The organism is Pseudoxanthomonas sp. 68-E7, assembly GCF_057773145.1.
On the sequence record NZ_JBYMTI010000004.1, the window covers coordinates 244,868 to 265,976 of the forward strand.

General features: G+C 68.4%; 17 protein-coding genes and 1 pseudogene. 6 read left to right on the top strand and 12 right to left on the bottom strand.

Annotated elements, in window-relative coordinates:
- Nucleotides 1-36: 36 nt before the first annotated feature.
- The 5 genes from AC3DE2_RS11980 to AC3DE2_RS12000 all read right to left on the bottom strand — a co-directional run bounded on the left by AC3DE2_RS11980 (nucleotide 37) and on the right by AC3DE2_RS12000 (nucleotide 7,408).
- Nucleotides 37-1,392 carry a dihydrolipoamide acetyltransferase family protein gene (locus AC3DE2_RS11980; RefSeq protein WP_488426357.1) on the bottom strand — a complete coding sequence of 452 codons (1,356 nt, stop codon included), beginning with the start codon at nucleotides 1,390-1,392 and terminating at the stop codon, nucleotides 37-39.
- Nucleotides 1,389-1,757 (bottom strand): SH3 domain-containing protein, encoded by a 369-nt coding sequence (locus AC3DE2_RS11985; protein WP_295377937.1) that lies wholly within the window; start codon nucleotides 1,755-1,757, stop codon nucleotides 1,389-1,391. The genes AC3DE2_RS11980 and AC3DE2_RS11985 overlap by 4 nt, the downstream gene beginning before the upstream one ends.
- On the bottom strand, nucleotides 1,757-2,788 hold the full coding sequence (locus AC3DE2_RS11990; protein WP_488426505.1) for an alpha-ketoacid dehydrogenase subunit beta: 1,032 nt from the start codon (nucleotides 2,786-2,788) through the stop codon (nucleotides 1,757-1,759). Before AC3DE2_RS11990 ends, AC3DE2_RS11985 begins: the two co-directional genes overlap by 1 nt.
- An 8-nt stretch (nucleotides 2,789-2,796) precedes the next feature.
- The gene (gene pdhA / locus AC3DE2_RS11995) at nucleotides 2,797-3,873 is read right to left on the bottom strand and encodes a pyruvate dehydrogenase (acetyl-transferring) E1 component subunit alpha (RefSeq protein WP_295377935.1); all 1,077 of its coding nucleotides are present in this window, start codon (nucleotides 3,871-3,873) and stop codon (nucleotides 2,797-2,799) included.
- A 337-nt stretch (nucleotides 3,874-4,210) separates the two neighbouring features.
- Nucleotides 4,211-7,408: a lamin tail domain-containing protein gene (locus AC3DE2_RS12000; protein ID WP_488426358.1), complete on the bottom strand. Its 3,198-nt coding sequence runs from the start codon at nucleotides 7,406-7,408 to the stop codon at nucleotides 4,211-4,213.
- Between the two features lie 247 nt (nucleotides 7,409-7,655).
- Between AC3DE2_RS12000 and AC3DE2_RS12005 the strand changes: the two genes are divergently transcribed.
- On the top strand, nucleotides 7,656-8,528 hold the full coding sequence (locus tag AC3DE2_RS12005; protein ID WP_295377931.1) for a tryptophan 2,3-dioxygenase: 873 nt from the start codon (nucleotides 7,656-7,658) through the stop codon (nucleotides 8,526-8,528).
- A gap of 181 nt (nucleotides 8,529-8,709) precedes the next feature.
- Entirely contained in the window at nucleotides 8,710-10,215 is a 1,506-nt protein-coding gene (locus AC3DE2_RS12010) for a peptide MFS transporter (RefSeq protein ID WP_488426359.1), read from the top strand.
- Nucleotides 10,216-10,297: 82 nt separating this feature from the next.
- Here the strand turns inward: AC3DE2_RS12010 and AC3DE2_RS12015 are convergent, their stop codons facing one another.
- Entirely contained in the window at nucleotides 10,298-10,825 is a 528-nt protein-coding gene (locus AC3DE2_RS12015; RefSeq protein ID WP_488426361.1) for a MarR family winged helix-turn-helix transcriptional regulator, read from the bottom strand.
- A 99-nt stretch (nucleotides 10,826-10,924) separates the two neighbouring features.
- Here AC3DE2_RS12015 and hppD point away from each other — a divergent pair, with 99 nt between their 5' ends.
- The 4 genes from hppD (at nucleotide 10,925) to AC3DE2_RS12035 (ending at nucleotide 15,152) form a co-directional block, all read left to right on the top strand.
- Nucleotides 10,925-12,019, top strand: coding sequence for a 4-hydroxyphenylpyruvate dioxygenase (gene hppD / locus AC3DE2_RS12020; RefSeq protein WP_488426362.1), 1,095 nt, complete (start codon nucleotides 10,925-10,927; stop codon nucleotides 12,017-12,019).
- 106 nt (nucleotides 12,020-12,125) lie between these two features.
- Nucleotides 12,126-13,421 carry a homogentisate 1,2-dioxygenase gene (hmgA, locus tag AC3DE2_RS12025; RefSeq protein WP_488426363.1) on the top strand — a complete coding sequence of 432 codons (1,296 nt, stop codon included), beginning with the start codon at nucleotides 12,126-12,128 and terminating at the stop codon, nucleotides 13,419-13,421.
- Between the two features lie 62 nt (nucleotides 13,422-13,483).
- Complete coding sequence (locus AC3DE2_RS12030; RefSeq protein ID WP_295382417.1) at nucleotides 13,484-14,122, top strand: lectin; 639 nt, start codon at nucleotides 13,484-13,486, stop codon at nucleotides 14,120-14,122.
- Between the two features lie 82 nt (nucleotides 14,123-14,204).
- The gene (locus AC3DE2_RS12035; RefSeq protein WP_488426364.1) at nucleotides 14,205-15,152 is read left to right on the top strand and encodes a sodium:calcium antiporter; all 948 of its coding nucleotides are present in this window, start codon (nucleotides 14,205-14,207) and stop codon (nucleotides 15,150-15,152) included.
- Between the two features lie 39 nt (nucleotides 15,153-15,191).
- On the opposite strand, the pseudogene AC3DE2_RS12040 reads toward AC3DE2_RS12035, so the two are convergent.
- From AC3DE2_RS12040 to AC3DE2_RS12065, 6 genes and pseudogenes are all read right to left on the bottom strand, one after another.
- Nucleotides 15,192-15,515: pseudogene (locus AC3DE2_RS12040) on the bottom strand (Na+/H+ antiporter subunit G); the annotation flags it as partial.
- Nucleotides 15,512-15,796 (bottom strand): K+/H+ antiporter subunit F, encoded by a 285-nt coding sequence (locus AC3DE2_RS12045; RefSeq protein WP_295382420.1) that lies wholly within the window; start codon nucleotides 15,794-15,796, stop codon nucleotides 15,512-15,514. The pseudogene AC3DE2_RS12040 and the gene AC3DE2_RS12045, both read right to left, overlap by 4 nt.
- Complete coding sequence (locus AC3DE2_RS12050; protein WP_488426365.1) at nucleotides 15,793-16,278, bottom strand: Na+/H+ antiporter subunit E; 486 nt, start codon at nucleotides 16,276-16,278, stop codon at nucleotides 15,793-15,795. The genes AC3DE2_RS12045 and AC3DE2_RS12050 overlap by 4 nt, the downstream gene beginning before the upstream one ends.
- Entirely contained in the window at nucleotides 16,278-17,816 is a 1,539-nt protein-coding gene (locus tag AC3DE2_RS12055) for a monovalent cation/H+ antiporter subunit D (protein WP_488426366.1), read from the bottom strand. The genes AC3DE2_RS12050 and AC3DE2_RS12055 overlap by 1 nt, the downstream gene beginning before the upstream one ends.
- On the bottom strand, nucleotides 17,813-18,208 hold the full coding sequence (locus tag AC3DE2_RS12060) for a Na+/H+ antiporter subunit C (protein WP_295382423.1): 396 nt from the start codon (nucleotides 18,206-18,208) through the stop codon (nucleotides 17,813-17,815). Before AC3DE2_RS12060 ends, AC3DE2_RS12055 begins: the two co-directional genes overlap by 4 nt.
- Nucleotides 18,208-21,042 (bottom strand): monovalent cation/H+ antiporter subunit A, encoded by a 2,835-nt coding sequence (locus tag AC3DE2_RS12065; protein ID WP_488426367.1) that lies wholly within the window; start codon nucleotides 21,040-21,042, stop codon nucleotides 18,208-18,210. Before AC3DE2_RS12065 ends, AC3DE2_RS12060 begins: the two co-directional genes overlap by 1 nt.
- Between the last annotated feature and the right edge of the window lie 67 nt (nucleotides 21,043-21,109).

Genomic DNA, 21,109 nt, shown 5'->3' on the forward strand with positions numbered 1-21,109 from the left:
AGGCCCGCCGCCGGTGGGCGGCGGGCGCGTGCCGGCCTACGCCGGCAGGGCCAGATCGTCGATCAGGGTCTTGAGGAAACGCGCGGCCTCGCCGCCGGTGCAGGCGCGGTGATCGAAGGTGACCGACAGCGGGATGACCTTGTGCGACTCGAAACCGCCCATCACCGGGGTGACCTGGTGGCGGGCGCGGCCGGCGGCGACGATCGCCACGCACGGCGGCACCACCACCGGCGTGGCGTAGCGGCCGGCGAACATGCCGAAGTTGGACAGCGAGATGGTGTAGCCGCTGAGCTCCGAGGCGGGGATGCTGCGATCCTCGACCTGCGAGCGCAGGCGGTTGATGCCCTCGCGCACGCCGCGCGCGTCGAGGATGTCGGCGTTGCGCAGGGCCGGCACGAACAGGCCGTCATCGGTGTCCACCGCGATGCCGATGTCCACGTGCGGATGCAGGGTGCGGGTGAGCTTGTCGCCGTCGAACCAGGCGTTCATCGCCGGCACCGCCTTGCAGGCGCTGACGATGGCGCGGATCAGGCGCACGGTGACGTCGTTGCCCGGCGTCCAGGCGTGCACGTCGGCATCGTCGCTGAGCGTGGTCGGCACGACCTTGGCGTGCGCGTCGGCCATCACCCGCGCCATGTTGCGGCGGACGCCCTTGAGCTGTTCCGGCTGGCCGCTGACCGCCACGCCCGGCGGCTGGGTGCGCATGGGCTTGCCGGAGGCGGACAGCGCGGTGCGCTGCGGCGCCGCCACGGGCGCGGAGGCGACCACCGCGCGGGCCGGCGCGGCGGCGGCGGGTGCCGCGCCCGGACGGGCGGAACCGTCCGCGGCGGCCTGCTTCACGTCGGCCATGGTGACCGCGCCGTCGGCGCCGGTGGCGCGCACGCGGGCCAGGTCCACGCCCAGTTTCTTCGCCATCGCGCGTACCGCCGGCATCGCCTTGACGCCGCCGACGGCGACCGCCTGTTCCGTATGCACGGCGTTGGAGCTCTGCATCGCGCCGACCACGGTGCCGGCGTCATCGCGTTCGGTTTCGGCGGCGACCGCGGGAGCAGGCGCGGCGGCGGCCGGCGCGGGCTCGGGCGCCTGCGGCTTGGCCGGACCGTGATGGTGGCCGGTGTCCTGGCCTTCCGCGCGCTGCGGCAGGTTGGGATCGGGCTGGAACACCGCCAGCATGCTGCCGGTGACGACCACGTCGCCCGCGCCGCCGGCCAGCTTCAGCACCTTGCCGGAGACCGGCGACGGCACTTCCACGACCGCCTTGGCGGTTTCCATTGACACCAGCGGTTCGTCCAGCCGGATCACGTCGCCTTCCTTGACGAACCATTCGACGATGGTGGCGTCGGGCAGGCCTTCGCCCAGGTCGGGAAGATTGAAGGTCTTGCTGTCGCTCATTCGGGTTTCTCTTGTGCAGGTGTTGCTTGGAAAGGTTCCAGGTTGCGCGCGGGAATCCAGCCGGTCTGGCCGTGCGCGTTCTCCGCCCACCACCAGTCCGCCATTTCATGGTGCAGGGTCAGGATCTCGCCTTCCTCCGCATCCAGTTCGCGCGTGTCGTATTCATCCGTCGCCGTGGCCGCGCCGTGCTCGGCGTCGAACAGGGCGACCGGGATCCAGCCGCCGAGTCCGCTCGCCAGGCTGGTCCAGACGAACTGCGGCCAGTCGGTGTCGCGTTCACCCAGCGTCACCGGATCGCCGGCGGCGATCCGGATGGCCGGTCGTTCCGGCGCGCGGTGCCTGGCGATGACCCGCGCGCGTTCCATCAGCCGTTGGCCAGGGCGCGCTTGGCCGCGGCGACGATCTTGTCGACGCTCGGCAGGTACTTCATCTCCAGGCGGAACAGCGGGATGTGGGTGTCGTAGCCGGTGACGCGCTCGACCGGCGAGAGCAGGTCGTACATCGAATGCTCGGCCAGGCGGGCGGCGATCTCCGCGCCGAAGCCGGCGGTGCGCGGGGCCTCGTGCACGATCACGCAGCGGCCGGTCTTGGACACCGATTCGGCGATGGTGTCGAAGTCGAGCGGACGCAGCGTGGCCACGTCGATGACCTCGGCGCTGATGCCTTCGGCGGCCAGCTTGTCGGCGGCTTCCAGCGCTTCCTTGACCTGCGCGCCCCAACTCACCAGGGTCACGTCGGTGCCGTCGCGCAGCACGAAGCACACGTCCAGCGGCAGCGCCTCGCCGTCGTCGGCGACCACTTCCTTGTACTGGCGGTAGATCCGCTTGGGTTCCATGTAGATGACCGGATCCGGATCCCGGATCGCCGCCAGCAGCAGGCCGTAGGCGCGCTGCGGGGAGGACGGCAGGACCACGCGCAGGCCGGGTACGTTGGTGAAGATCGCTTCGTTGGCCTCGCTGTGGTGTTCCGGCGCGCGGATGCCGCCGCCCCACGGCACGCGCAGCACCATCGGGCAGTGCAGGCGGCCACGGGTGCGGTAACGCATGCGCGCGGCGTGGCAGATGATGTGATCGACCATCGGGTAGACGAAGCCGTCGAACTGCGCCTCGGCGACCGGCTTCATGCCCTGCACGGCCAAACCGACGGTGAGGCCGGCGATGGTGGTTTCGTCCAGCGGGGTGTCGAGGATGCGATCGGCACCGAAGCGCTGCTGCAGGCCGGCGGTGGCGCGGAACACGCCGCCGTTCACGCCGACGTCCTCGCCCAGCACGATGACCGAGTCATCGTGCGCGATCTCCCAGGCCAGCGCCTGGGTGATCGCTTCAATCAGGGTGATCGCGGTCGGGGTTGCCACGGTGTCGGCCGTCTTGTGGGTCGCGGCGTTCTTGGTTTCCATCACGGTGCTCATGAGCGGCCCTCCGCGGCAAGCGCGGCGGCCCGTTGCGCCAGCAGTTCCGGCGGCGGATCCGCGTACAGGTAGTCGAACATCGCTTCGACCGGCTGTACCGGGGTGTTGAGGTAGGCGTTCACTTCTTCGTCCACGCGCGCGCCGCACTCTTCCTTCCACGCGGTCTCTTCGGCCTCGCTCCACACGCCCTGCGCGACCAGCCAGGTGCGCAGGCGGGTCATCGGCTCGCGTTCCCAGGCCGCTTTCACTTCGGCGTCGTCGCGGTAGCGGCGGGCGTCGTCGGCGGTGGTGTGGTCGGACAGTCGATAGGTGACGAACTCCAGCACGGTGCCGCCCTGGCCCTTGCGCGCGCGCTCACCGGCGCGGCGCATCGCTTCCAGCACGGCGATGAGATCGTTGCCGTCGACCTGCAGGCAATGCAGGCCGCCGGCCAGGCCCTTCTGCGCCAGCGTCTGCGCTCCGGTCTGTGCCTTGCGCGGCACCGAGATCGCCCAGCCGTTGTTGACCACGCACAGGATCAGCGGCAGCTCGTAGGCGCCGGCCGAGTTCAACGCGGCGTAGAAGTCGGTCTTGGAGGAACCGCCGTCGCCGCAGGTGGCGACCGCCAGGTGCGGCTGGCCACGCAGCTTGAACGCCAGCGCGGCGCCGGCGGCATGCAGGCACTGGGTGGAAATCGGCACGCTCCAGGCGAAGTCGTGGCGGGCGATCTTGAAATCGTTGCCGCGCTCGTCGCCGCCCCAGTACATCAGCACGTCGCGCGGCTGCACGCCGCGCATGAACTGGGCGCCGTACTCGCGGTAGCTGGGAGCGAACACGTCCTCGGGCTTCATCGAGGCGCCGATGCCGACGTGGGTGGCCTCGTGGCCCAGGCAGGAGGCGTAGGTGCCCAGCTTGCCGGTGCGCTGCAGCGCGATGGCCTTGGTGTCGAAGGTGCGCACGAACAGCATCTGCTTGAACAGTTCGCGCAGGCGCTGGGTATCGCGCCCGGCTTCGGGCAAGTCGTCGCGGACGAGCTTGCCGTCCGGGCCGAGGTATTGGAGGAATTCGATTTCGAACTTGGCGGCGATGGTCATGCCGGGCGTCACTCTTCGGATGTTGCAGCGAATGTTGAGGGATCCAATGTTAAGGAACCGGAGCCGACCGGCCTTCCTGCGCTGCAACAACGCAGATCCGCACGGTGCGCGGAAATGCGGGGAAATCCAGTGGCGACAAGCGCTTGCCGACGCCGGCATGGCGTCCGCGCGGCGGTTGTCCGGATGTTGGACCAACCGGTTTCTGCGCGGAAAAACCCAGGCTTGACGCGCACCCGGGGATGGTGTGCAGGGAGCCGGCGAAAGTCCCGATGCGCCTTTCCCAAACGACAAGGGCGCGGCAGTGCCGCGCCCTTGTCCGCTCACGGGGGGCGACGCGTCAACGGATCAGTTGCGCGTGGTTGTTGCCGGTATCCGGGTCCTGCGTGGCGCTTTCCACCTGGGCGGTGAAGGCGAATACGATGCCGCGCTTGGGCCGGTTCGGCACCACCAGCGCGAATGCCAGCAGCTGGGTCGAGCCGGAGGTCATCGCGTCGCGCGTGCATTGCGCGGCCGAGCCGGTGGCGGTGTCGAGCACCCGGCCGCAGGACCAGCCGCGGGGCGCGGCGACCGCCATGTGACGCGCCTCGACGTTGCTGGCCAGCACCACCCTGACCTGTTCGGCGGTATCGGGACCGGCGTTGCGCACCGGCACCAGCAGGGTGGCGATGGCGCCGCGGCGGAAGCTGGCGGCACCGCCCAGCAGGCGCACCGACAGATCAGCCTGCGGCAGCGCGGCCACGCTGACCGCGACCGCCGCGGTGTTGTCGCCGTTGGCGGGATCCGGCACCGGCGAATTCGCCGACACGCCCAGGCCCAGCGCGCTGCCGGCCACGCTGTCCGGCACCACGGCCCGCAGGGTGAAGCCCACCTCGGCCCCGGCCGCCAGCGACGGCGTGGTGCAGCTCAGCCGGGTATTGCCGGCGACCCGTTCGGGTGCGGCGCAGGTCCAGCCCGGAGCGACCGGGCCCGGCACCGGCGCCACCTCTGCGGAGAACACGAACGCGACTGTCGCCGGCGTTGCCGCGCCGGGGCCGGCATTGCGCACGCTGGCGGTGTAGGACACGGTGTCGCCGACCGAAGCGCTGTCGCGATCGGCACTCACCGTCGCCGACAGATCGGCGCGGGCGAAGGCCGGCACGCGGATGCTCAGGCGGACCGGATCGTGATCCGAGGAACGCACCGCCACGCTGGCGTCACCGAAGTTGTCCACGCCGAAGTCGGCGTTGATGCGTGCGTGATCCACCCGCACGTCCGCGCCCAGCACCAGCGCCTCGTTGACCAGCACGTGATCCAGGGTCTGCGCATTGCCGCCGAACACGTAGGAGTAGCGCTGCGCCGGATCGGCAATCAGTTGCGAGCCGTCTATCAGCGGTGTGGTCACCGGACTCGGCGCCCACGACAGCACCTGATCGACCGGTGCCGCATTGCCGCCCAGGATGCCCATCACGTCGACGTAGCCGTCATTGAACTCGAACGCGTTGAAGTCGCCGACCAGCACGATTTTCTCGTCCGGATCGGCCTGCTGCATCTGCTGCACCAGTCCGCCCAGGTAGGCGGCCTGGGCGGCGCGCTTGGAGCGTACCCGCTCGCCGCCGGTGGGCCAGCCACTGCTGCCCGGCGCGGTGTCGTCCATGTCGTTGAGCGAACGCAGGTGGTTGACGATCACCGTGACCGGATAACCATCGCCGGCACCCTGGTGGATGCGGGCGCGCAGCCGCAGCGGCGGGCGGTCGTTGAGCAGGCTGGTGCTGCCGTCGGGATTGGCGAGCGTGGTGTTCTTGCCGAACTGGGCCACGTCCAGCACTTCCACCCGCGGCGTGCCGTCGCCGGTGGCGCGGGTGCTGACCAGGAAACCCACGTTGATGCCGCCCACGTCATTGCCCGGTTGCAGGTAGGGCACGTAACCGGGACGTTGCGGGCAGATCGCGTCGATGCGTTCGGACAGCAACTGCAGCACGCGCAGGTTCTCGACCTCCACCACGCCGAGGATGTCCGGCGCCTTCAGGAAGCCGCAGATCGCCAGCGCCGCCTTGGCCAGGCGCTTGTCCAGCGCGGCCGGGGTCAGGGTCACCGCGCCATTGCCGTCGGCGACGTCGTCGAACAGGCGCAGCAGGTTGAAGCTGCCGATGGTCGCTTCGTCGTAGCGCGCATCCGGCACCGCCTGCGGCGCCATGCCGCCGCTGACCGCCGGCGGCGTGGCCGGGTCCGGCAGCAGTGCCCAGGTGCCGGAGAAGTAATGGAGCACGCCGGACAGGCCGGCGACGTCCGCGCCGGTATCCACCGAGACCGGCTGCGCGCCGATCTGGCCGCGGCTGCGCACCATCAGGCGTTCCTGGTTGGTGTCGAAGCGCGGCGGATGCTTGTCGCCGGGAATCGGAATCACGTCCATGACGCCGATGCCGGGCTCGCGGAACGGACGGGCGACGCCGGGCAGGGTCACATGGAACACGCCGTCGCTGCTGGCGGTGGCGTCGTTCTCGTCGATGCTGCCGCCCGAGGGTGCCACCACCACCGCGCGGGCCACGCTCACGCGCATGCCTTCCCGCCGCTCCAGGGTGCCGGGCAGGGCGTCCGGCCCCAGCTCGGCGGCGGTCAGTTCGATCGGCGCCGGCAACGCCACACCGGTTTCCAGCACCTCCACGGTGGGACCGGTGATCTGGGTGATGGTCAACTGGTGCGGGTTGGACGGTGGCACGAATTCGGCGACGGTGCCGGTCACCCGCACCCGGTTGCCGACCGCGGCGGTGGCCGGTGGCGCGCTGCCGGTGAACACGAACAGGCCCTCGGAGGTCGCCGGATCGCCATCATCATTGGCGGCCTGCAGGAAGAAGCCGTTGTTGAACTTCAGCGCGGTGACGATGCCTTCGGTGATGACCCGCTTGTCCACGTAGGGCGAAGCCAGGCCGTTGCCCTGGATCTGAGGAATGGTGCGGGCCACCGGCGGATCCGGTGGCGCCGCGCCGCTGTTGCGCGGATTCGGCGCCGCGACGCTGAAGTCGGCGCCGTTGTCCTGGGTGTCGATGCTGCCGTCCCCGTTGCGCAGGGCGGCGGTGGTGTTGCCGAGCGTGCCGGTCGGGGCCGTGCCTTCGAAGCAGTTGGCGGCGCTGCCGAAGCCGACGAAGTCGACCAGGTTCGCATCGGCGAGCGGACAGGCGCCGGACAGCACGGCGGTGCCGCGGCTCAGCGCGACCTTGCCGGCGGAACCGGACAGGGTGAGCGTGCCGACCGCATCCGGGGTGGGCAGATCCACCGTGCCGCCGTTCCCCTGGGCCTGCTGGATCAGGAAGTAGCCGCCCGGCGCGATGCTGCCGGTGAGGTTGGTCCGGCTCCAGGTGGTGCCGGCGGAGGAGGCGTACTGCACGCTCCAGCCGTCCAGGCTCACCGCCGTGGCGCCGTTGTTGCGCAGTTCGATGAAATCGTTCTTCAGCGTGGCGCCACTGTTGCCGCCACCGCCGTACACCTGGCTGACCACCACCTGCGCCTGCGCCGTGGCGGCAAGCAGCAGGGTGGCGACGGAAAACAGCGTGACCGCCATGCGGCGGCTTCGAGGCATGCCCATCAACAGACTCTCCCTGACCGTGAATGCGTGCGCCGCTCACCGATGCTGCCGTGGCCGGCTCCGGTTGGCGCAATGTAGCGGAAGCCTCGGCGCCGCGCATTGCACCGCGATGACATAAGTCCCGGTTTTTGCTGGCAACCGCCGGCCGGACCGGGCGGGTCCACCGGTATCGGTTACGCTGGCGGCCCCGCTGCAGCCGCAGCCTTGCCCCGCCTGTCGACGGATGTCCGTAGAAAAGAACGAGCGAGCCCTGGAAGCAGGCATCCATACCGACCTGGAAGGACGCCTGACCTACGGCGGCTACCTGCGCCTGGATCGGTTGCTGGCGGCGCAGCAGCCGGTCTCCGATCCGGTCCACCACGACGAACTGCTGTTCATCATCCAGCATCAGGTGTCCGAGCTGTGGATGAAGCTGATGATCCACGAGCTGCGCGCGGCCATCGGCCACCTGCAGCGCGACGAGGTCTGGCAGACCCGCAAGGTGTTGGCGCGGGCCAAGCAGGTGCTGCGCCAGCTGACCGAGCAGTGGTCGGTGCTGGAAACCCTGACGCCGTCCGAATACATGGGTTTCCGCGATCTGCTGGGACCGTCCTCAGGCTTCCAGTCATTGCAGTACCGCACCATCGAATTCCTGCTGGGCAACAAGAACGCGGCGATGCTCAAGGTGTTCGCCCACGATCCCGCCGGGCAGGCGACCTTGCAGCAGGTGCTGGACGCGCCCGGCCTGTACGACGAGTTCCTGCGTTACCTGGCGCGCTTCGGTCACGCGGTGCCGGCGACGCACCGCGATCGCGACTGGCGCCTGCCGCATGTGTCGGATCCGGATCTGCTGCCGGTGTTCGAACGCATCTACGAGGACACCGATCGCTATTGGCGCGAATACTCGCTGTGCGAGGACCTGGTGGATCTGGAATCCCAGTTCCAGCTCTGGCGGTTCCGCCACATGCGCACGGTGATGCGGATCATCGGGTTCAAGCGCGGCACCGGTGGATCCAGTGGCGTGGGCTTTCTCAGGCAGGCGCTGGAACTGTCGTTCTTCCCGGAACTGTTCGAGGTCCGCACCTCCATCGACGGCGCCCGTCCGCCCGCGCCCTGAGCCCGTCCCCGGGCGGAATCCGCCCGGAAATCGCCGGGTTTTGCCGCCATTCCGGCGGTCCGATTCCCCCCGTATTCAGGAAAACCGGCATTGACGGAGCCGCGGGCGTCGGTAATTCTCCCCCGTCCCGCGCGGCTTTCGCGTGGATTTTTCATTACTGAACAACGAGGGGGGAGACCGCATGAGCGGTGCCGTCGATACGCAAAATCCGGGGCAACCGATACCGGAATTCCAGCAGGCACTGGGCCATCCGCGCCCATTGTGGATGCTGTTCATGACAGAATTCTGGGAGCGGTTCGCCTTTTACGGCATCCGCTGGGCACTGGTGCTGTATATCGTCGCGCAGTTCTACGGCGGCAGCGGAACCGGCGAGACGCCGGCCAACCAGGTCTATGGCGCCTACCTGGCGCTGGTGTACGCGGCGGCCATCTTCGGTGGCTACGTGGCGGATCGGATCATCGGCTACCAGCGCTCGATCCTGCTGGGCGCGGTGGTCATGGCCGCAGGCCTGTTCATGATCGCATTACCGGACCAGACCCTCTTCAAGGTCGGCCTGGCCACCATCATCGCCGGCAACGGCCTGTTCAAGCCGAACATCTCCACGATGGTCGGCAAGCTCTACACGGTGGGTGACGAGCGCCGCGATTCCGGCTTCACCCTGTTCTACATGGGCATCAACCTGGGCGCGATGATCTCGCCGCTGCTGACCGGCTGGCTGGCCGAGAAGGTATTCGGCACCGATGCGATGCCGGCCTACAAGGTCGTGTTCATCACCTCCGGCGTGGGCATGCTGATCAGCCTGGTGTGGTTCTGGTTCGGGCGTCGCCAGCTCAAGGGCATCGGCGTGCCGCCGGTCGGTGGCGAGAGCATCGGCCGCCTGGCGATCACCGCCATCTGCACGATCGCGGCGATTCCGGGCTTCTACTACCTTCTGAACCTGGGCGCGGATTCGCTGCAATGGATCCTGACCGTGATGTTCATCGGCCTGGCGATCCTGCTGCTGGTCGAAGGCATCCGCAACGGACCGAAGCAGCGCGACATGGTGATCGCGATGCTGATCATCTTCGCCTTCAACGTGCTGTTCTGGTGCTTCTTCGAACAGGCGGGCAGTTCCTTCAGCTTCCTGGCCGACAAGATCGTCAACCGCGATTTCGACGGCTGGATTTTCCCGGTCGGCTGGTTCCAGTCGGTCAACTCGATCGCCATCATCACCCTGGCGCCGATCATGGCGTGGCTGTGGGTCAAGATGGGCCGCGCCAACCCGTCGATTCCGCGCAAGTTCGGCCTGGGCCTGATCTTCAACGGCCTGGCCTTCCTGCTGTTGATGTTCGCGCTGTCCAGCCTGGTGGATCCGCAGAGCCTGAAGATTCCGTTCTGGACCCTGTTCGCGGTGTACTGGATCCAGTCGATCGGCGAGCTGTGCCTGTCGCCGATCGGCCTGTCGATGGTGACCAAGCTGGCGCCGGTGCGCCTGGTCGGTTTCGGCATGGGTGGCTGGTTCCTGTCCACCGGCATCGGCAACAACCTGTCCGGCATCTTCGCCAGCCACGTCAGCGGCGAGACCGGCATGACCACGGCGTCCGCGCTTTCCGGCTACACCTTCGGGTTCTGGACCCTGATGGGCTTTGGCGTGCTGCTGTTCCTGATCGCACCGCTGGTGCAGAAGCTGATGCACGGCGTGAAGTAAGCCGACGGCATCGGATACGAAAAAGGCGGCCTTCGGGCCGCCTTTTTTTTGCAGGAAGATCCCGCGCCGAACCGGACCCCGTTCAGTCCGGCTGCTTCCACGGCGTGGAGCCGGTCATGTGGACCACGCCGTCGGACAGCTTGTCGATCAGCAGGCTGATCTGCTCCCGCTCTTCCGGGCTGAACCCGGACAGCAGGCGGCGTTCGCATTCCAGGGTCATCGGCGCGACCTCGTCGTAGACCGAATAGCCGACCTCCGACAGCGCCAGCACCGAACGGCGGCGATCGTCGCCATGGGTGTCGCGCATGATCAGGCCGCGCTCCAGCAGCTTTGCGACCGCGCGACTCACCGCGACCTTGTCCATGGCCGTGCGTTCGGCCACCTCGCCGGCCGACAGCCCGGAGAAGCGCCCGAGCACCGCCATGATCCGCCACTCGGTGATGGCCAGGCCGAAGCGCTGGTCGTACAGGTGGGCGATGGTCTGGCTGATCCGGTTGGACAGTACGCTCAGGCGGTAGGGCAGGAAGCGCTCCAGTTCCAGCACGGCATGGGGATGCTCGGCCGTGGACGGGGCGGAAGGGGCGTCGGGGGTCGGGTTGGGGTCGTTCATGGGGCCGGATCGGAAAGGAATGGCGCGGCGCAGCTTGCAAGTAGTTTCAATTGAAACTATAAAGCAGGCTGTCCCATCGCAAGCCTAGCGAGGCGCTCCATGAACGCACAACCCAACCTCGGCATGCAGGTCACGACCTTCGAGAATCCGATGGGCATCGACGGCTTCGAATTCGTCGAATTCGCCGCCCCGGATGGCCAGGGCGAAGCCCTGCACGACTATTTCCGACGGCTCGGCTTCAGCGCCGTGCTGCGCCACAGGACCCGCCCGATCACCGTGTACCGCCAGGGCGGGGTGAACTTCCTGGTCAACGAGGATCCGGATTCGTTCGCCGCCGACTTCGCCCGCGCGCACGGCCCCTGCGCCTGCGGTTTCGCCATCCGTTTCAGCAAGCCGGCCGAGCAGGTGTTCGACACCGTCCTGCGCAACGGCGGCGAAGCGATCGGGCACAAGCCGGAAACCCGTGCGGTGTCCGCCCCGGTGGTCAAGGGCATCGGCGACTGCATGCTGTACCTGGTGGATCGCTACGGCAGCGCCGGCAGCATCTACAACGGCGACTACCTGCCGGTGCAGGGCGCGGAGCAGCATCCGAAGGGGTTCGGCCTGACCTTCATCGATCACCTGACCCACAACCTGTTCTTCGGCAACATGGACAAGTGGTCGGACTACTACGAGCGCCTGTTCAACTTCCGCGAGATCCGCTACTTCGACATCAAGGGCGCCAAGACCGGCCTGCTGTCCAAGGCGATGACCGCGCCGGACGGGATCGTGCGCATCCCGCTCAACGAATCCTCGGACCCGAAGTCGCAGATCAACGAGTACCTGGATGCGTACAAGGGCGAGGGCATCCAGCACATCGCCTGCTTCACCGACGACATCTACGAAACGGTGGAAGCCATGCGCGATGCGGGCGTGGAGTTCCTCGACACCCCGGACACCTACTTCGACGTGATCGATCAGCGCGTTCCGGACCATGGCGAGGACGTGCCGCGACTGGCGAAGAACAAGATCCTGATCGACGCCGATCCGGAAACCCACCAGCGCAAGCTGCTGCAGATCTTCACCCAGAACGCGATTGGCCCGATCTTCTTCGAGATCATCCAGCGCAAGGGCAACGAAGGCTTCGGTGAAGGCAACTTCCAGGCGCTGTTCGAGAGCATCGAGCGCGATCAGATGCGCCGCGGCGTGCTCTGACACCGGTGCGGTGGCGGCGGCCCGGGTGCGCCGCCGCATCCGCAGTTCAGGCAGAATCGCGTCATCGGCACCGTCGCGACGGACGTCGCGTCCACAGGCAGGCACCATGAAGAGCAGCGGCTACCAAACCGGTTTCGGCAACCATTTCGCCAGCGAGGCCGTGGCCGGCACGCTGCCGGTGGGACGCAATTCGCCGCAGCGCGTGGCCCACGGCCTGTATGCCGAGCAGCTGTCCGGCACCGCGTTCACCGCGCCGCGCAGCGAGAACCGGCGCAGCTGGCTGTACCGGATCCGGCCGGCGGCGATGCACTCGAACTTCGAGGCCTTCGCGCAGCCGCGCTTCCACAACGATTTCGGCGATGGCCCGGTGACCCCGGACCAACTGCGCTGGAACCCGCTGCCGTTGCCGCAAGCGGCCACCGATTTCGTCGACGGCCTGTACACCATGGCCGGAAACGGCTCGGCGGCGGGCCAGCATGGCGTCGGCATCCACCTGTACGCGGCCAACCGATCGATGCAGGGCCGCTTCTTCTACGACGCCGATGCCGAACTGCTGATCGTGCCGCAGCAGGGCCGGCTGTCGATCGCCACCGAACTGGGCGTGCTCGAGCTCGAACCGCAACAGATCGCGGTGATTCCGCGTGGCGTGCGCTTTCGCGTCGAGTTGCCGGAGGGCCCGTCGCGTGGCTATGTCTGCGAGAATTTCGGCGCCGCGCTGCGCCTGCCGGACCTGGGGCCGATCGGCGCCAACGGCCTGGCCAATCCGCGCGATTTCGAAGCCCCGCATGCGGCCTATGAGGACGTGGAAGGCGAATTCGAACTGATCGCCAAGTTCCAGGGGCATCTGTGGCGCGCGGCCATCGGCCACTCGCCGCTGGACGTGGTCGGCTGGCACGGCAACTACGCGCCGTATCGGTATGACCTGCGCCATTTCAACACCATCGGATCGATCAGCTTCGATCATCCGGATCCGTCGATCTTCACCGTGCTGACCTCGCCCAGTGATACCCACGGCACGGCCAACCTGGATTTCGTGATCTTCCCGCCGCGTTGGCTGGTGGCGCAGGACACGTTCCGTCCGCCGTGGTTCCACCGCAACATCGCCAGCGAGTTCATGGGCCTGATCACCGGCGTGTACGACGCCAAGGCCGATGGCTTCGCGCCGGGTGGCGCCTCGTTGCACAACTGCATGACCGGGCATGGTCCCGACGCGGCGACCTTCGAGAAGGCGAGCAACGCGGATCTGGCCAGGCCGGACGTCATCCGCGGCACCATGGCCTTCATGTTCGAGACCCGGGCAGTGATCCGGCCGGCTGCGCAGGCACTGGAGGCCGACCATCGCCAGCGCGACTACCTGGCCTGCTGGGCGGGATTGCAGAAACACTTCCGCAAGCCGGACTGATCCGTTCGCGACAGCTTCACGGCGACACGCTAGGCTGCGGCTTTCCCACGGAGCCGCCGCACATGACGTTCGCAACCAAGCCGGTCCTGCTGACTTTCGCGTTGACGCTGGCGCTGGCCGCCTGCAAACCGCCCGCCGCCCCGCCGCCGTCCGGAGCGGACGCGCCGACACCCGCACCGCCGGCGGCCACGGATATTCCGGCCGAATCCACGACACCTCCCGCGACGGACCCCGCCGCGCCGCCGGCATTGGCGCAGGCTGGCCTGGCCGGCTTCGGCGACATGAAGCTCGGCAGCAGCGAGGAGGAAGCGAAGACCGCCTGGGGGGGTGAACTCAAATCCCTGCCGTCCGGCGAAGGCAGTACCTGCCATTACCTGCTGCCGAAGTGGGCCAGGGACGGCAACGAACTGGCCTTCATGATCGAGGACGGCAAGTTCGTCCGTTACGACGTCGGCACCGATAAGGAGACGGCGCCCGGCGGCGGCAAGGTGGGCATGCAGGCCGATGCGTTGCAGAAGCTCTATCACGACAGCCTGCAGTCCACGCCGCACAAGTACGTCGAAGGTGGCCGGTACCTGTCGATGGATGCCAGCGGCGTGGCGCCGAGCAAGCTGGTGTTCGAGGTGGGTGCGGACGGCAAGGTCACCCGCTGGCGGGTCGGGTTGACCCCGCAGGCCGATTACGTGGAAGGCTGCTCCTGAGGAAACCGGCCCGCCGGCGTCCGGCTGGTGGCGGGCCGCCGGCCGGGCATAGAATCGCCCATCGACGCGAGGAGGCGCACGGATGGAAGCATGGGGATTTTTCCTGCTGGGCCTGGTGCTGCTGGCACTGGGGGGCGATTCCATCGTCAAGGGCGCCTCGGCGCTCGCGCAACGCCTCGGCGCCTCGCCGTTCGTCGCCGGCCTGCTGCTGATTGCCTTCGGCACCTCGCTGCCGGAACTGGCGATCAACGCGCGCGCGGTCTGGGTGGGGGCGCAGGATCTCGCGCTCGGCAACGCGGTCGGCAGCAACATCGTCAACCTCGGCCTGACCTTGGGCGTGGCGGCGCTGTGCGCGCCGCTGCTGGTGCGCATGCGGCTGCTCTCGCCCCTGTTGCTGCTGCTGATCATCGCCACGCTGGCGTTGATCGTGCTGGGCCTGGACGGGGTCATCGGGCGTATCGAGGGTGGCGTGCTGCTGCTGGCCTTCATCGCCATGCTGGGTTTCCTGCTTGCGCGCGGCGCACGCGAAAGCGAAGCGGTTCGCGGCGACGTCGCGGTGTATGCGGGCCCGGTGGTGGGCTGGGGACAGGCGCTGTTGCGCCTGGCCATCGCCATCGCGTTGCTGTACTTCGGCGCGAAGTTCATCGTCCAGTCGGCGACGACCATCGGCGCGGGCCTGGGGCTGACCCCGTTGCTGTCCGGCCTGCTGCCGGTGGCGATTGGCAGCGCGCTGCCCGAGGTCGCCGCCGGGGTCGCCGCGGCGCGGCGCGGGCAGGGCGACATGGTGGCCGGCCACGTGATCGGTTCCAGCCTGTTCAACCTACTGGTGGTCGTGGGCGGCATGGCGCTGTTCCGGCCGCTGCCGTTGCCGACCTCGTTCGTCCGCCTGGAATTGCCGGCGGCGATCGCCTTCGCGGTAATGCTGCTGCCGATGCTGCGCGGCGATCTGCGCGTCAGCCGCGGCGAAGGCGCCGTGCTGGTGTTGGCTTTCGTGGCCTGGGTGGTGCTGGAAATCGCGATGCTGGCCTGATCAGGCCGGCTCGTCTTCCGCGCGTTCGTCCGCCGCCGTCTGCGCCCGCCCCGGCTCGGGCGGGCGGGTGGCCATCTTCAGCGACAGCGCGGCCTTGGCCATCAGGTGCGCGCTGATCGGCGCGGTGATGAACAGGAACGCGGTGACCAGCAACTCGCGCGGCTGCGGATCGCTTCCGAGGGTGGTGTGATAGCCGACCGATGCCAGCAGCACGCAACCCACGCCCAGCGTGCTGGCCTTGGTCGGGCCGTGCAGGCGCTTGAAGAAATCCGAAAGCTTGGCCAGGCCGTACGAACCGACCAGGATGAAGAAACTGCCGGCGGCCAGCAGCGCGGCGAGCAGGATGGCGAACAGCATGTTCATTCGACGATGTCCCGGCGCAGGATGTACTTGCTCAGCACCACGGTACCCACGAAGCCGAGCATCGCGATGATCAGCGCGGCCTCGAAATAGATCGGCGTGTCCAAGTGCATGCCGAACAGCATCAGTTCGGCGATGGCGGCGACGAACAGCGTGTCTAGGGCCAGGATCCGATCCGGCACGGTCGGGCCACGCAGCAGGCGCCACAGCGCCAGCAGCATGGCCAGGCCGACCACGTGCATGGAAGCGACGATGGCGACGGCGACGATGGATTCGGGCGTCATGGGAATATCTCCATCAGGGGCGCTTCGTAGCGCTGCTTGATCTGGGCGATGACCGCCTCGGGGTCCTTCAGGTCGAACACGTGCACGAGCAGGTGGCGGCGATCGTCCGACAGCACCGCCGACAGGGTGCCGGGCGTCAGGGTGATGATGCTGGTCAGCGCGGCGATGCCGTGGATGTTGCCGATGTCCAGCGGCACCCAGATGAAACCGGGGGTGATCGCCGATTCAGGACCCAGCACCCGGCGCGCGACCTCGATGTTGGAGCGGACGATGTCCCAGCCCAGCACCCACAGCATCCGCGGCACCTGGCGCAGCCGGCCGATGCGCGCGAATTCGCGGTCCAGGCGGGCGGCGAACAGCGGAACCACGATCGCCAGCACCAGCGCCAGCACCGCGTGCCCCCAGCTCAGCGCCGAGTTCATCAGCAGCCAGAAGCAGAAGATGGTCAGGCTCAGCGGCCAGGACGGAATCCAGCGTTTCATCAGGGCGCCCTCATCGCGGGCGACTGCGCGCGGACCTGTTCCACGTAGGCGTCAGGTGCGAGCAGCTGCGCGGCGGCGGCGCGCGTGTAGTCCAGGATGGGCGCCGCGGCCAGCGCCATCGCCACCCCGTAGGCCAGCAGGAGCACGGTGGCTGCCGTTTCCAGCCTGCGGGCCGGGGCCGGCGGTGCATTGCCTGCCGGCGTGGCGGCAACGGCATCGTCAGGCACGCGCCAGAACAGCCGCGTCCCGGCGCGCGCCATCCCCACCAGCACCAGGAAGCTGCTCGCCAGCAGCACCGCCCAGACCCAGCGCTGCCCGGTCGTGGCCATCAGCAACAGCAGCTTGCCGATGAAGCCTGACAGCGGCGGCAGGCCGGCCAGCGAAACGGCGGCGATCAGGAACATCAGCCCTGGCAGGGTCTTGGCCGGTACCGGCAGGCCGCGATCGCCACGATCGCCATCCGCGCCGCGGCGGCGGCGGACCAGATCCGCGATCAGGAACAGCGAGGCGCCGGCGAACGTACTGTGGGCGAGGTAGTACAGGCCGGCGCCAATCGTGCCTTCGCGTGCCAGCGAGAACGCGATGAACAGCGTGGCCGCGGACACCAGCACCAGGTAGGCCGCCAGCGCGCGCAGGCGCACCGCCGCCATCACGCCCAGCGAGGCCAGCGCCAGCGTCAACACGCCTGCGGGCAGCAGCCAATCCCAGGCAAAGCCCGCCAGCGCACCGGCTGACGCGCCGAACAGCAGCAGGCCCACCCGCAGCACCGCGTACAGGCCGACCTTGGTCATGATCGCGAACAGCGCCGCGACCGCCGCCGGTGCGTGCGCATAGGTCTGCGGCAGCCACAGGTACATCGGCAGCAGCGCCGCCTTGGTGCAGAACACCAGCAGCAACAGGCCGGCGGCGGCCTTGATCAGCGCCAGGTCGGTGGCCGGCGCCTGCGCGATCCTGGCCGACATCTCGGCCATGTTGAGCGAGCCCAGCAAGCCGTACAGCAAGCCCAGCGCCATCAGGAACAGGGTGGAGGCGGCGATGTTGACGCTCACGTAGTGGAAGCCGGCGCGCATGCGATCGCCGCGCCCGCCGCTGAGCATCAATCCGTACGAGGCGATCAGCAGCACCTCGAAGAACACGAACAGGTTGAACAGGTCGCCGGTCAGGAACGCGCCGTTCAGGCCCATCAGCTGGAACTGGAAGAAGGCATGGAAATGCGGCGCGCGCCGGTCCCAGCCGGCACCGGCATGCAGCAGGCAGGCCACCGCCAGCAGCGCCGAGACCAGCACCAGCATCGCCGACAGCCGATCCACCATCAGGCTGATGCCCAGTCGCGCCGGCCAGTCGCCGAGCAGGTAGACCAGCACCGTGCCATCGGCGGCCGCGCGCAGCAGGCAGATCGCCACGCCCAGCTGCACGGCCAGCGACAATCCGGCGATCACGCGCTGCGGCACCATGCCGAAGCGGCGGTGTTCGGCGAACAGCGCCAGCGCCGCGGCGAACAATGGAACCACGACGGGCAGCAAGGGCAGGTGGTTCATGCCTTCCTCCGCCGGTCGTCGTGATAGGCATCCACGCGTGCCTCGTGGCGAAGCTCGCCGGCGCCGCCGTCGACATGGTCGCTGCCGTTGTCGGCACGGCTGCGGATGGCCAGCACGATGCTGACCGCGGTCATCGCGAAGGCGATCACGATCGCGGTCAGCACCAGCGCCTGCGGCAGTGGGTCGGTGTAGTAGGCGAGGGTCGCCGCCACGCCGTCGCGCAGTACCGGCGGCTTGCCGGCCACGACCCGTCCGCTGGCGAAGATCAACAGGTTGGTCGCATACGACAGCAGGGTCATCCCGAGGATGACGTCGAAGGTGCGCGCGCGCAGCAACAGGTACACGCCGGAGGCGGTGAGCAGGCCGATCGCGCTGGCCAGGGCGAGTTCCATCAGCGTTCCACCTCGCCGGTCCGGAGTGAGCGTTGGTCAAGGTCGATGACACCATCGCGGGCCACCCGGGTGCGCGAGGGCTTGATGGTGCCCAGCATCGACAGGATCAGCATCGCGCCGCCGAACACCACCAGGTACACGCCGGTGTCGAACACCATCGCGCTGGTCAGTTCCAGGTCGCCGATCAGCGGCAGGGTCCACACCACGTGCCCGCTGGTCAGGAACGGATAGCCCAGCACCAGCGGCGCGATGCCGCCCACGCCGGCGGCCAGCAGGCCCACGCCGATGCAGCGCACGTAGTCGAATCCGAACCGCGATTCCACCGAGGCCGCACCCTGCATGACGTACTGCATCAGCAGCGGCACCGCCAGCACCAGGCCGGCGACGAAGCCGCCGCCCGGCGCGTTGTGGCCGCGCAGGAACAGGAAGAACGAGACCGTCAGGGTCAACGGGAACATGATCTGGGCCAGGTCCGCCGGCACCGGCAACGGAATCGGCGGGCCCGGCATGATCTTCTCCGGCGCCATCCGCGCGCGCCGCAGCAGTGCATGCACCAGCAGCGCGGCGATGCCGAACACGGTGATCTCGCCGAAGGTATCGAAGCCGCGGAAGTCGACCAGGATCACGTTGACCACGTTGCGGCCGAAGGCTTCCGGCAGCGAGCGCGCCAGCATCTCCTCGCCGATGCCGCCGGCCGGCCGGGTCATCACCGCATAGGCCAGCACCGCCACGCCGAGACCGGCTGACAGCGCGATCGCGATGTCGCGCCAGCGCCGGAGCGGCTGGCGTTCCGGCGGCGAGCGGAACGGCAGGTAGTGCATGCCCAGCAGCAGCAGCGGCAGGCTGACCATTTCCACCAGCAACTGGGTCAGCGCCAGATCCGGCGCCGACAGGAACACGAAGGTCAGGCTGACCGCCAGTCCCGCGCCACCCAGCAGGATCAGCACCACCAGGCGTTGCCGATACCAGCGCAGCGAGGTGATCGCACAGGCGGCCAGCAGCAGCCAGAGGATCCAGCCCAGCGGTGGCATCGGTTGCGGCGCGCGCCACTCGATCCCGGCATGCCCGGCAAGGAACGGTGCCAGCCCGACCGCGATCGCGGCCAGCACCAGCCAGGCCAGGCTGCGCTGCAGGCTGCCGTTGGCGATGCGCCGGGTCAGCCGCTGCGCGAGCGTGAACAAGGCATCCACATTGAACAGGAAGATGCGCCGCCCCAGCGACTGGCGGACGATCGCGTGCAGATCCAGCAGCCGGCGCAGGCCGAAGTACAGCGCCACGCCACCGATCAGGCTGACCACGCTCATCAGCAGCGGCAGGTTGAGGCCATGCCACACCGCCAGGCTGTAATCCGGCGCGGCGGCGCCCAGGGTGCCGCGCACCGCCGCGCCGAGCACCGGGGCGATCGTCCAGGCCGGCACGATGCCGACGATCAGGCACAGCACCACCAGGATCTCCACCGGAATCTTCATCCAGCGCGCCGGCTCGTGCGGCGCATGTTCAAGCGCGCGCGGCCCCTTGCCGAAAAACGTGTCGTGGACGAAACGCAGGCTGTAGGCGACGCCGAAGATGCCGGCCAGCACCGCGACCAGGCTCATCGCCGAGCGCATGGTCGCGTGCGCGCCGCTCATGTCCAGCGTTTCGGCGAAGAACATTTCCTTGGACAGGAAACCATTGAGCAGCGGCACGCCGGCCATCGCCAGGCTGGCGATGATCGCCAGCGTGCTGGTGAAGGGCAGGTACCGGCGCAGTCCGCCGAGCCGGCGCATGTCGCGGGTGCCGGTCTCGTGATCGATGATGCCGGCGGCCATGAACAGTGACGCCTTGAATACCGCGTGGTTGAGGATGTGGAACAGCCCGGCCACCACAGCCATCGGCGTGGACAGGCCGAACAGCAGCGTGATCAGGCCCAGGTGCGAGATGGTCGAGTAGGCCAGCAGGCCCTTGATGTCCTGCTGGAAGATCGCCTGCCACGCGCCGATCAGCAGCGTCGCCGCGCCGATCGCGCTGACCAGGTAGAAGAACAGTTCGCTGCCGGCCAGGGCCGGATGCAGGCGCGCCAGCAGGAACACGCCCGCCTTCACCATCGTGGCCGAATGCAGGTAGGCCGACACCGGGGTCGGCGCGGCCATCGCATGCGGCAGCCAGAAATGGAACGGGAACTGCGCGCTCTTGGTGAACACGCCCAGCAGCACCAGCACCAGGGTCAGCGGATACAGCGCATGCGCGCGGATCTGCGGGCCGGCCGCGAGCACGTCATCCAGTTGATAGCTGCCGACGATGTGCCCGAGCAGCAGCACGCCCGCCAGCAGCGCCAGGCCGCCGCCGCCGGTGATCGCCAGTGCCATCCGCGCACCCTCGCGCGCATCCTGGCGATGGTGCCAGTAGCCGATCAGCAGGAACGAACTGATGCTGGTGAGTTCCCAGAACACCAGCAGCAGGATCAGGTTGCCGGCCAGCACCACGCCGAGCATGGAACCCATGAACAGCAGCAGGTAGGCATACAGCCGAATCGCCGAGTCGCGCGCGCTCAGGTAATAGTGCGCGTACATCACCACCAGCGCGCCGATCGCCAGCACCAGCCCGGCGAAGGTCCAGGCCAGGCCGTCCAGGCGCAGGTCGAAACCCAGGCCGATCTGCGGAATCCAGGCGTGTTCCGCGCGCACGATGCCGCCGTGCAGGATTTCCGGCGTCATCGTCGCGAGCAGGCCCAGGCCGAGCAGCGGTGCTGCCCCGGCCAGCCATGCCGCGGTGCTGCGCGATCGGGGACGCCCCAGTGAGATCAGCAGGGCGAACAGGAAAGGCAGGCACAGCAACAGGTCGAGAGATGCAGGCACTCGTCGGGATTCTATGGCGGGTGTTGACCCGAGTTTAACAGGGCCATGCACGCGGAATGGCGGCTTC

Excerpts from the sequence above, each read along its gene's own strand:
- pdhA (WP_295377935.1), bottom strand. The coding sequence starts at position 3,873 with ATGACCATCGCCGCCAAGTTCGAAATCGAATTCCTCCAATACCTCGGC.
- AC3DE2_RS12010 (WP_488426359.1), top strand. The coding sequence starts at position 8,710 with ATGAGCGGTGCCGTCGATACGCAAAATCCGGGGCAACCGATACCGGAA.
- AC3DE2_RS12060 (WP_295382423.1), bottom strand. The coding sequence starts at position 18,208 with ATGGAACTCGCCCTGGCCAGCGCGATCGGCCTGCTCACCGCCTCCGGC.
- hmgA (WP_488426363.1), top strand. The coding sequence starts at position 12,126 with ATGAAGAGCAGCGGCTACCAAACCGGTTTCGGCAACCATTTCGCCAGC.
- AC3DE2_RS12005 (WP_295377931.1), top strand. The coding sequence starts at position 7,656 with ATGTCCGTAGAAAAGAACGAGCGAGCCCTGGAAGCAGGCATCCATACC.
- AC3DE2_RS12050 (WP_488426365.1), bottom strand. The coding sequence starts at position 16,278 with ATGAAACGCTGGATTCCGTCCTGGCCGCTGAGCCTGACCATCTTCTGC.
- AC3DE2_RS12000 (WP_488426358.1), bottom strand. The coding sequence starts at position 7,408 with ATGGCGGTCACGCTGTTTTCCGTCGCCACCCTGCTGCTTGCCGCCACG.
- AC3DE2_RS12055 (WP_488426366.1), bottom strand. The coding sequence starts at position 17,816 with ATGAACCACCTGCCCTTGCTGCCCGTCGTGGTTCCATTGTTCGCCGCG.
- hppD (WP_488426362.1), top strand. The coding sequence starts at position 10,925 with ATGAACGCACAACCCAACCTCGGCATGCAGGTCACGACCTTCGAGAAT.
- AC3DE2_RS12035 (WP_488426364.1), top strand. The coding sequence starts at position 14,205 with ATGGAAGCATGGGGATTTTTCCTGCTGGGCCTGGTGCTGCTGGCACTG.
- AC3DE2_RS11990 (WP_488426505.1), bottom strand. The coding sequence starts at position 2,788 with ATGGAAACCAAGAACGCCGCGACCCACAAGACGGCCGACACCGTGGCA.
- AC3DE2_RS12015 (WP_488426361.1), bottom strand. The coding sequence starts at position 10,825 with ATGAACGACCCCAACCCGACCCCCGACGCCCCTTCCGCCCCGTCCACG.
- AC3DE2_RS11985 (WP_295377937.1), bottom strand. The coding sequence starts at position 1,757 with ATGGAACGCGCGCGGGTCATCGCCAGGCACCGCGCGCCGGAACGACCG.
- AC3DE2_RS12045 (WP_295382420.1), bottom strand. The coding sequence starts at position 15,796 with ATGACGCCCGAATCCATCGTCGCCGTCGCCATCGTCGCTTCCATGCAC.
- AC3DE2_RS11980 (WP_488426357.1), bottom strand. The coding sequence starts at position 1,392 with ATGAGCGACAGCAAGACCTTCAATCTTCCCGACCTGGGCGAAGGCCTG.
- AC3DE2_RS12030 (WP_295382417.1), top strand. The coding sequence starts at position 13,484 with ATGACGTTCGCAACCAAGCCGGTCCTGCTGACTTTCGCGTTGACGCTG.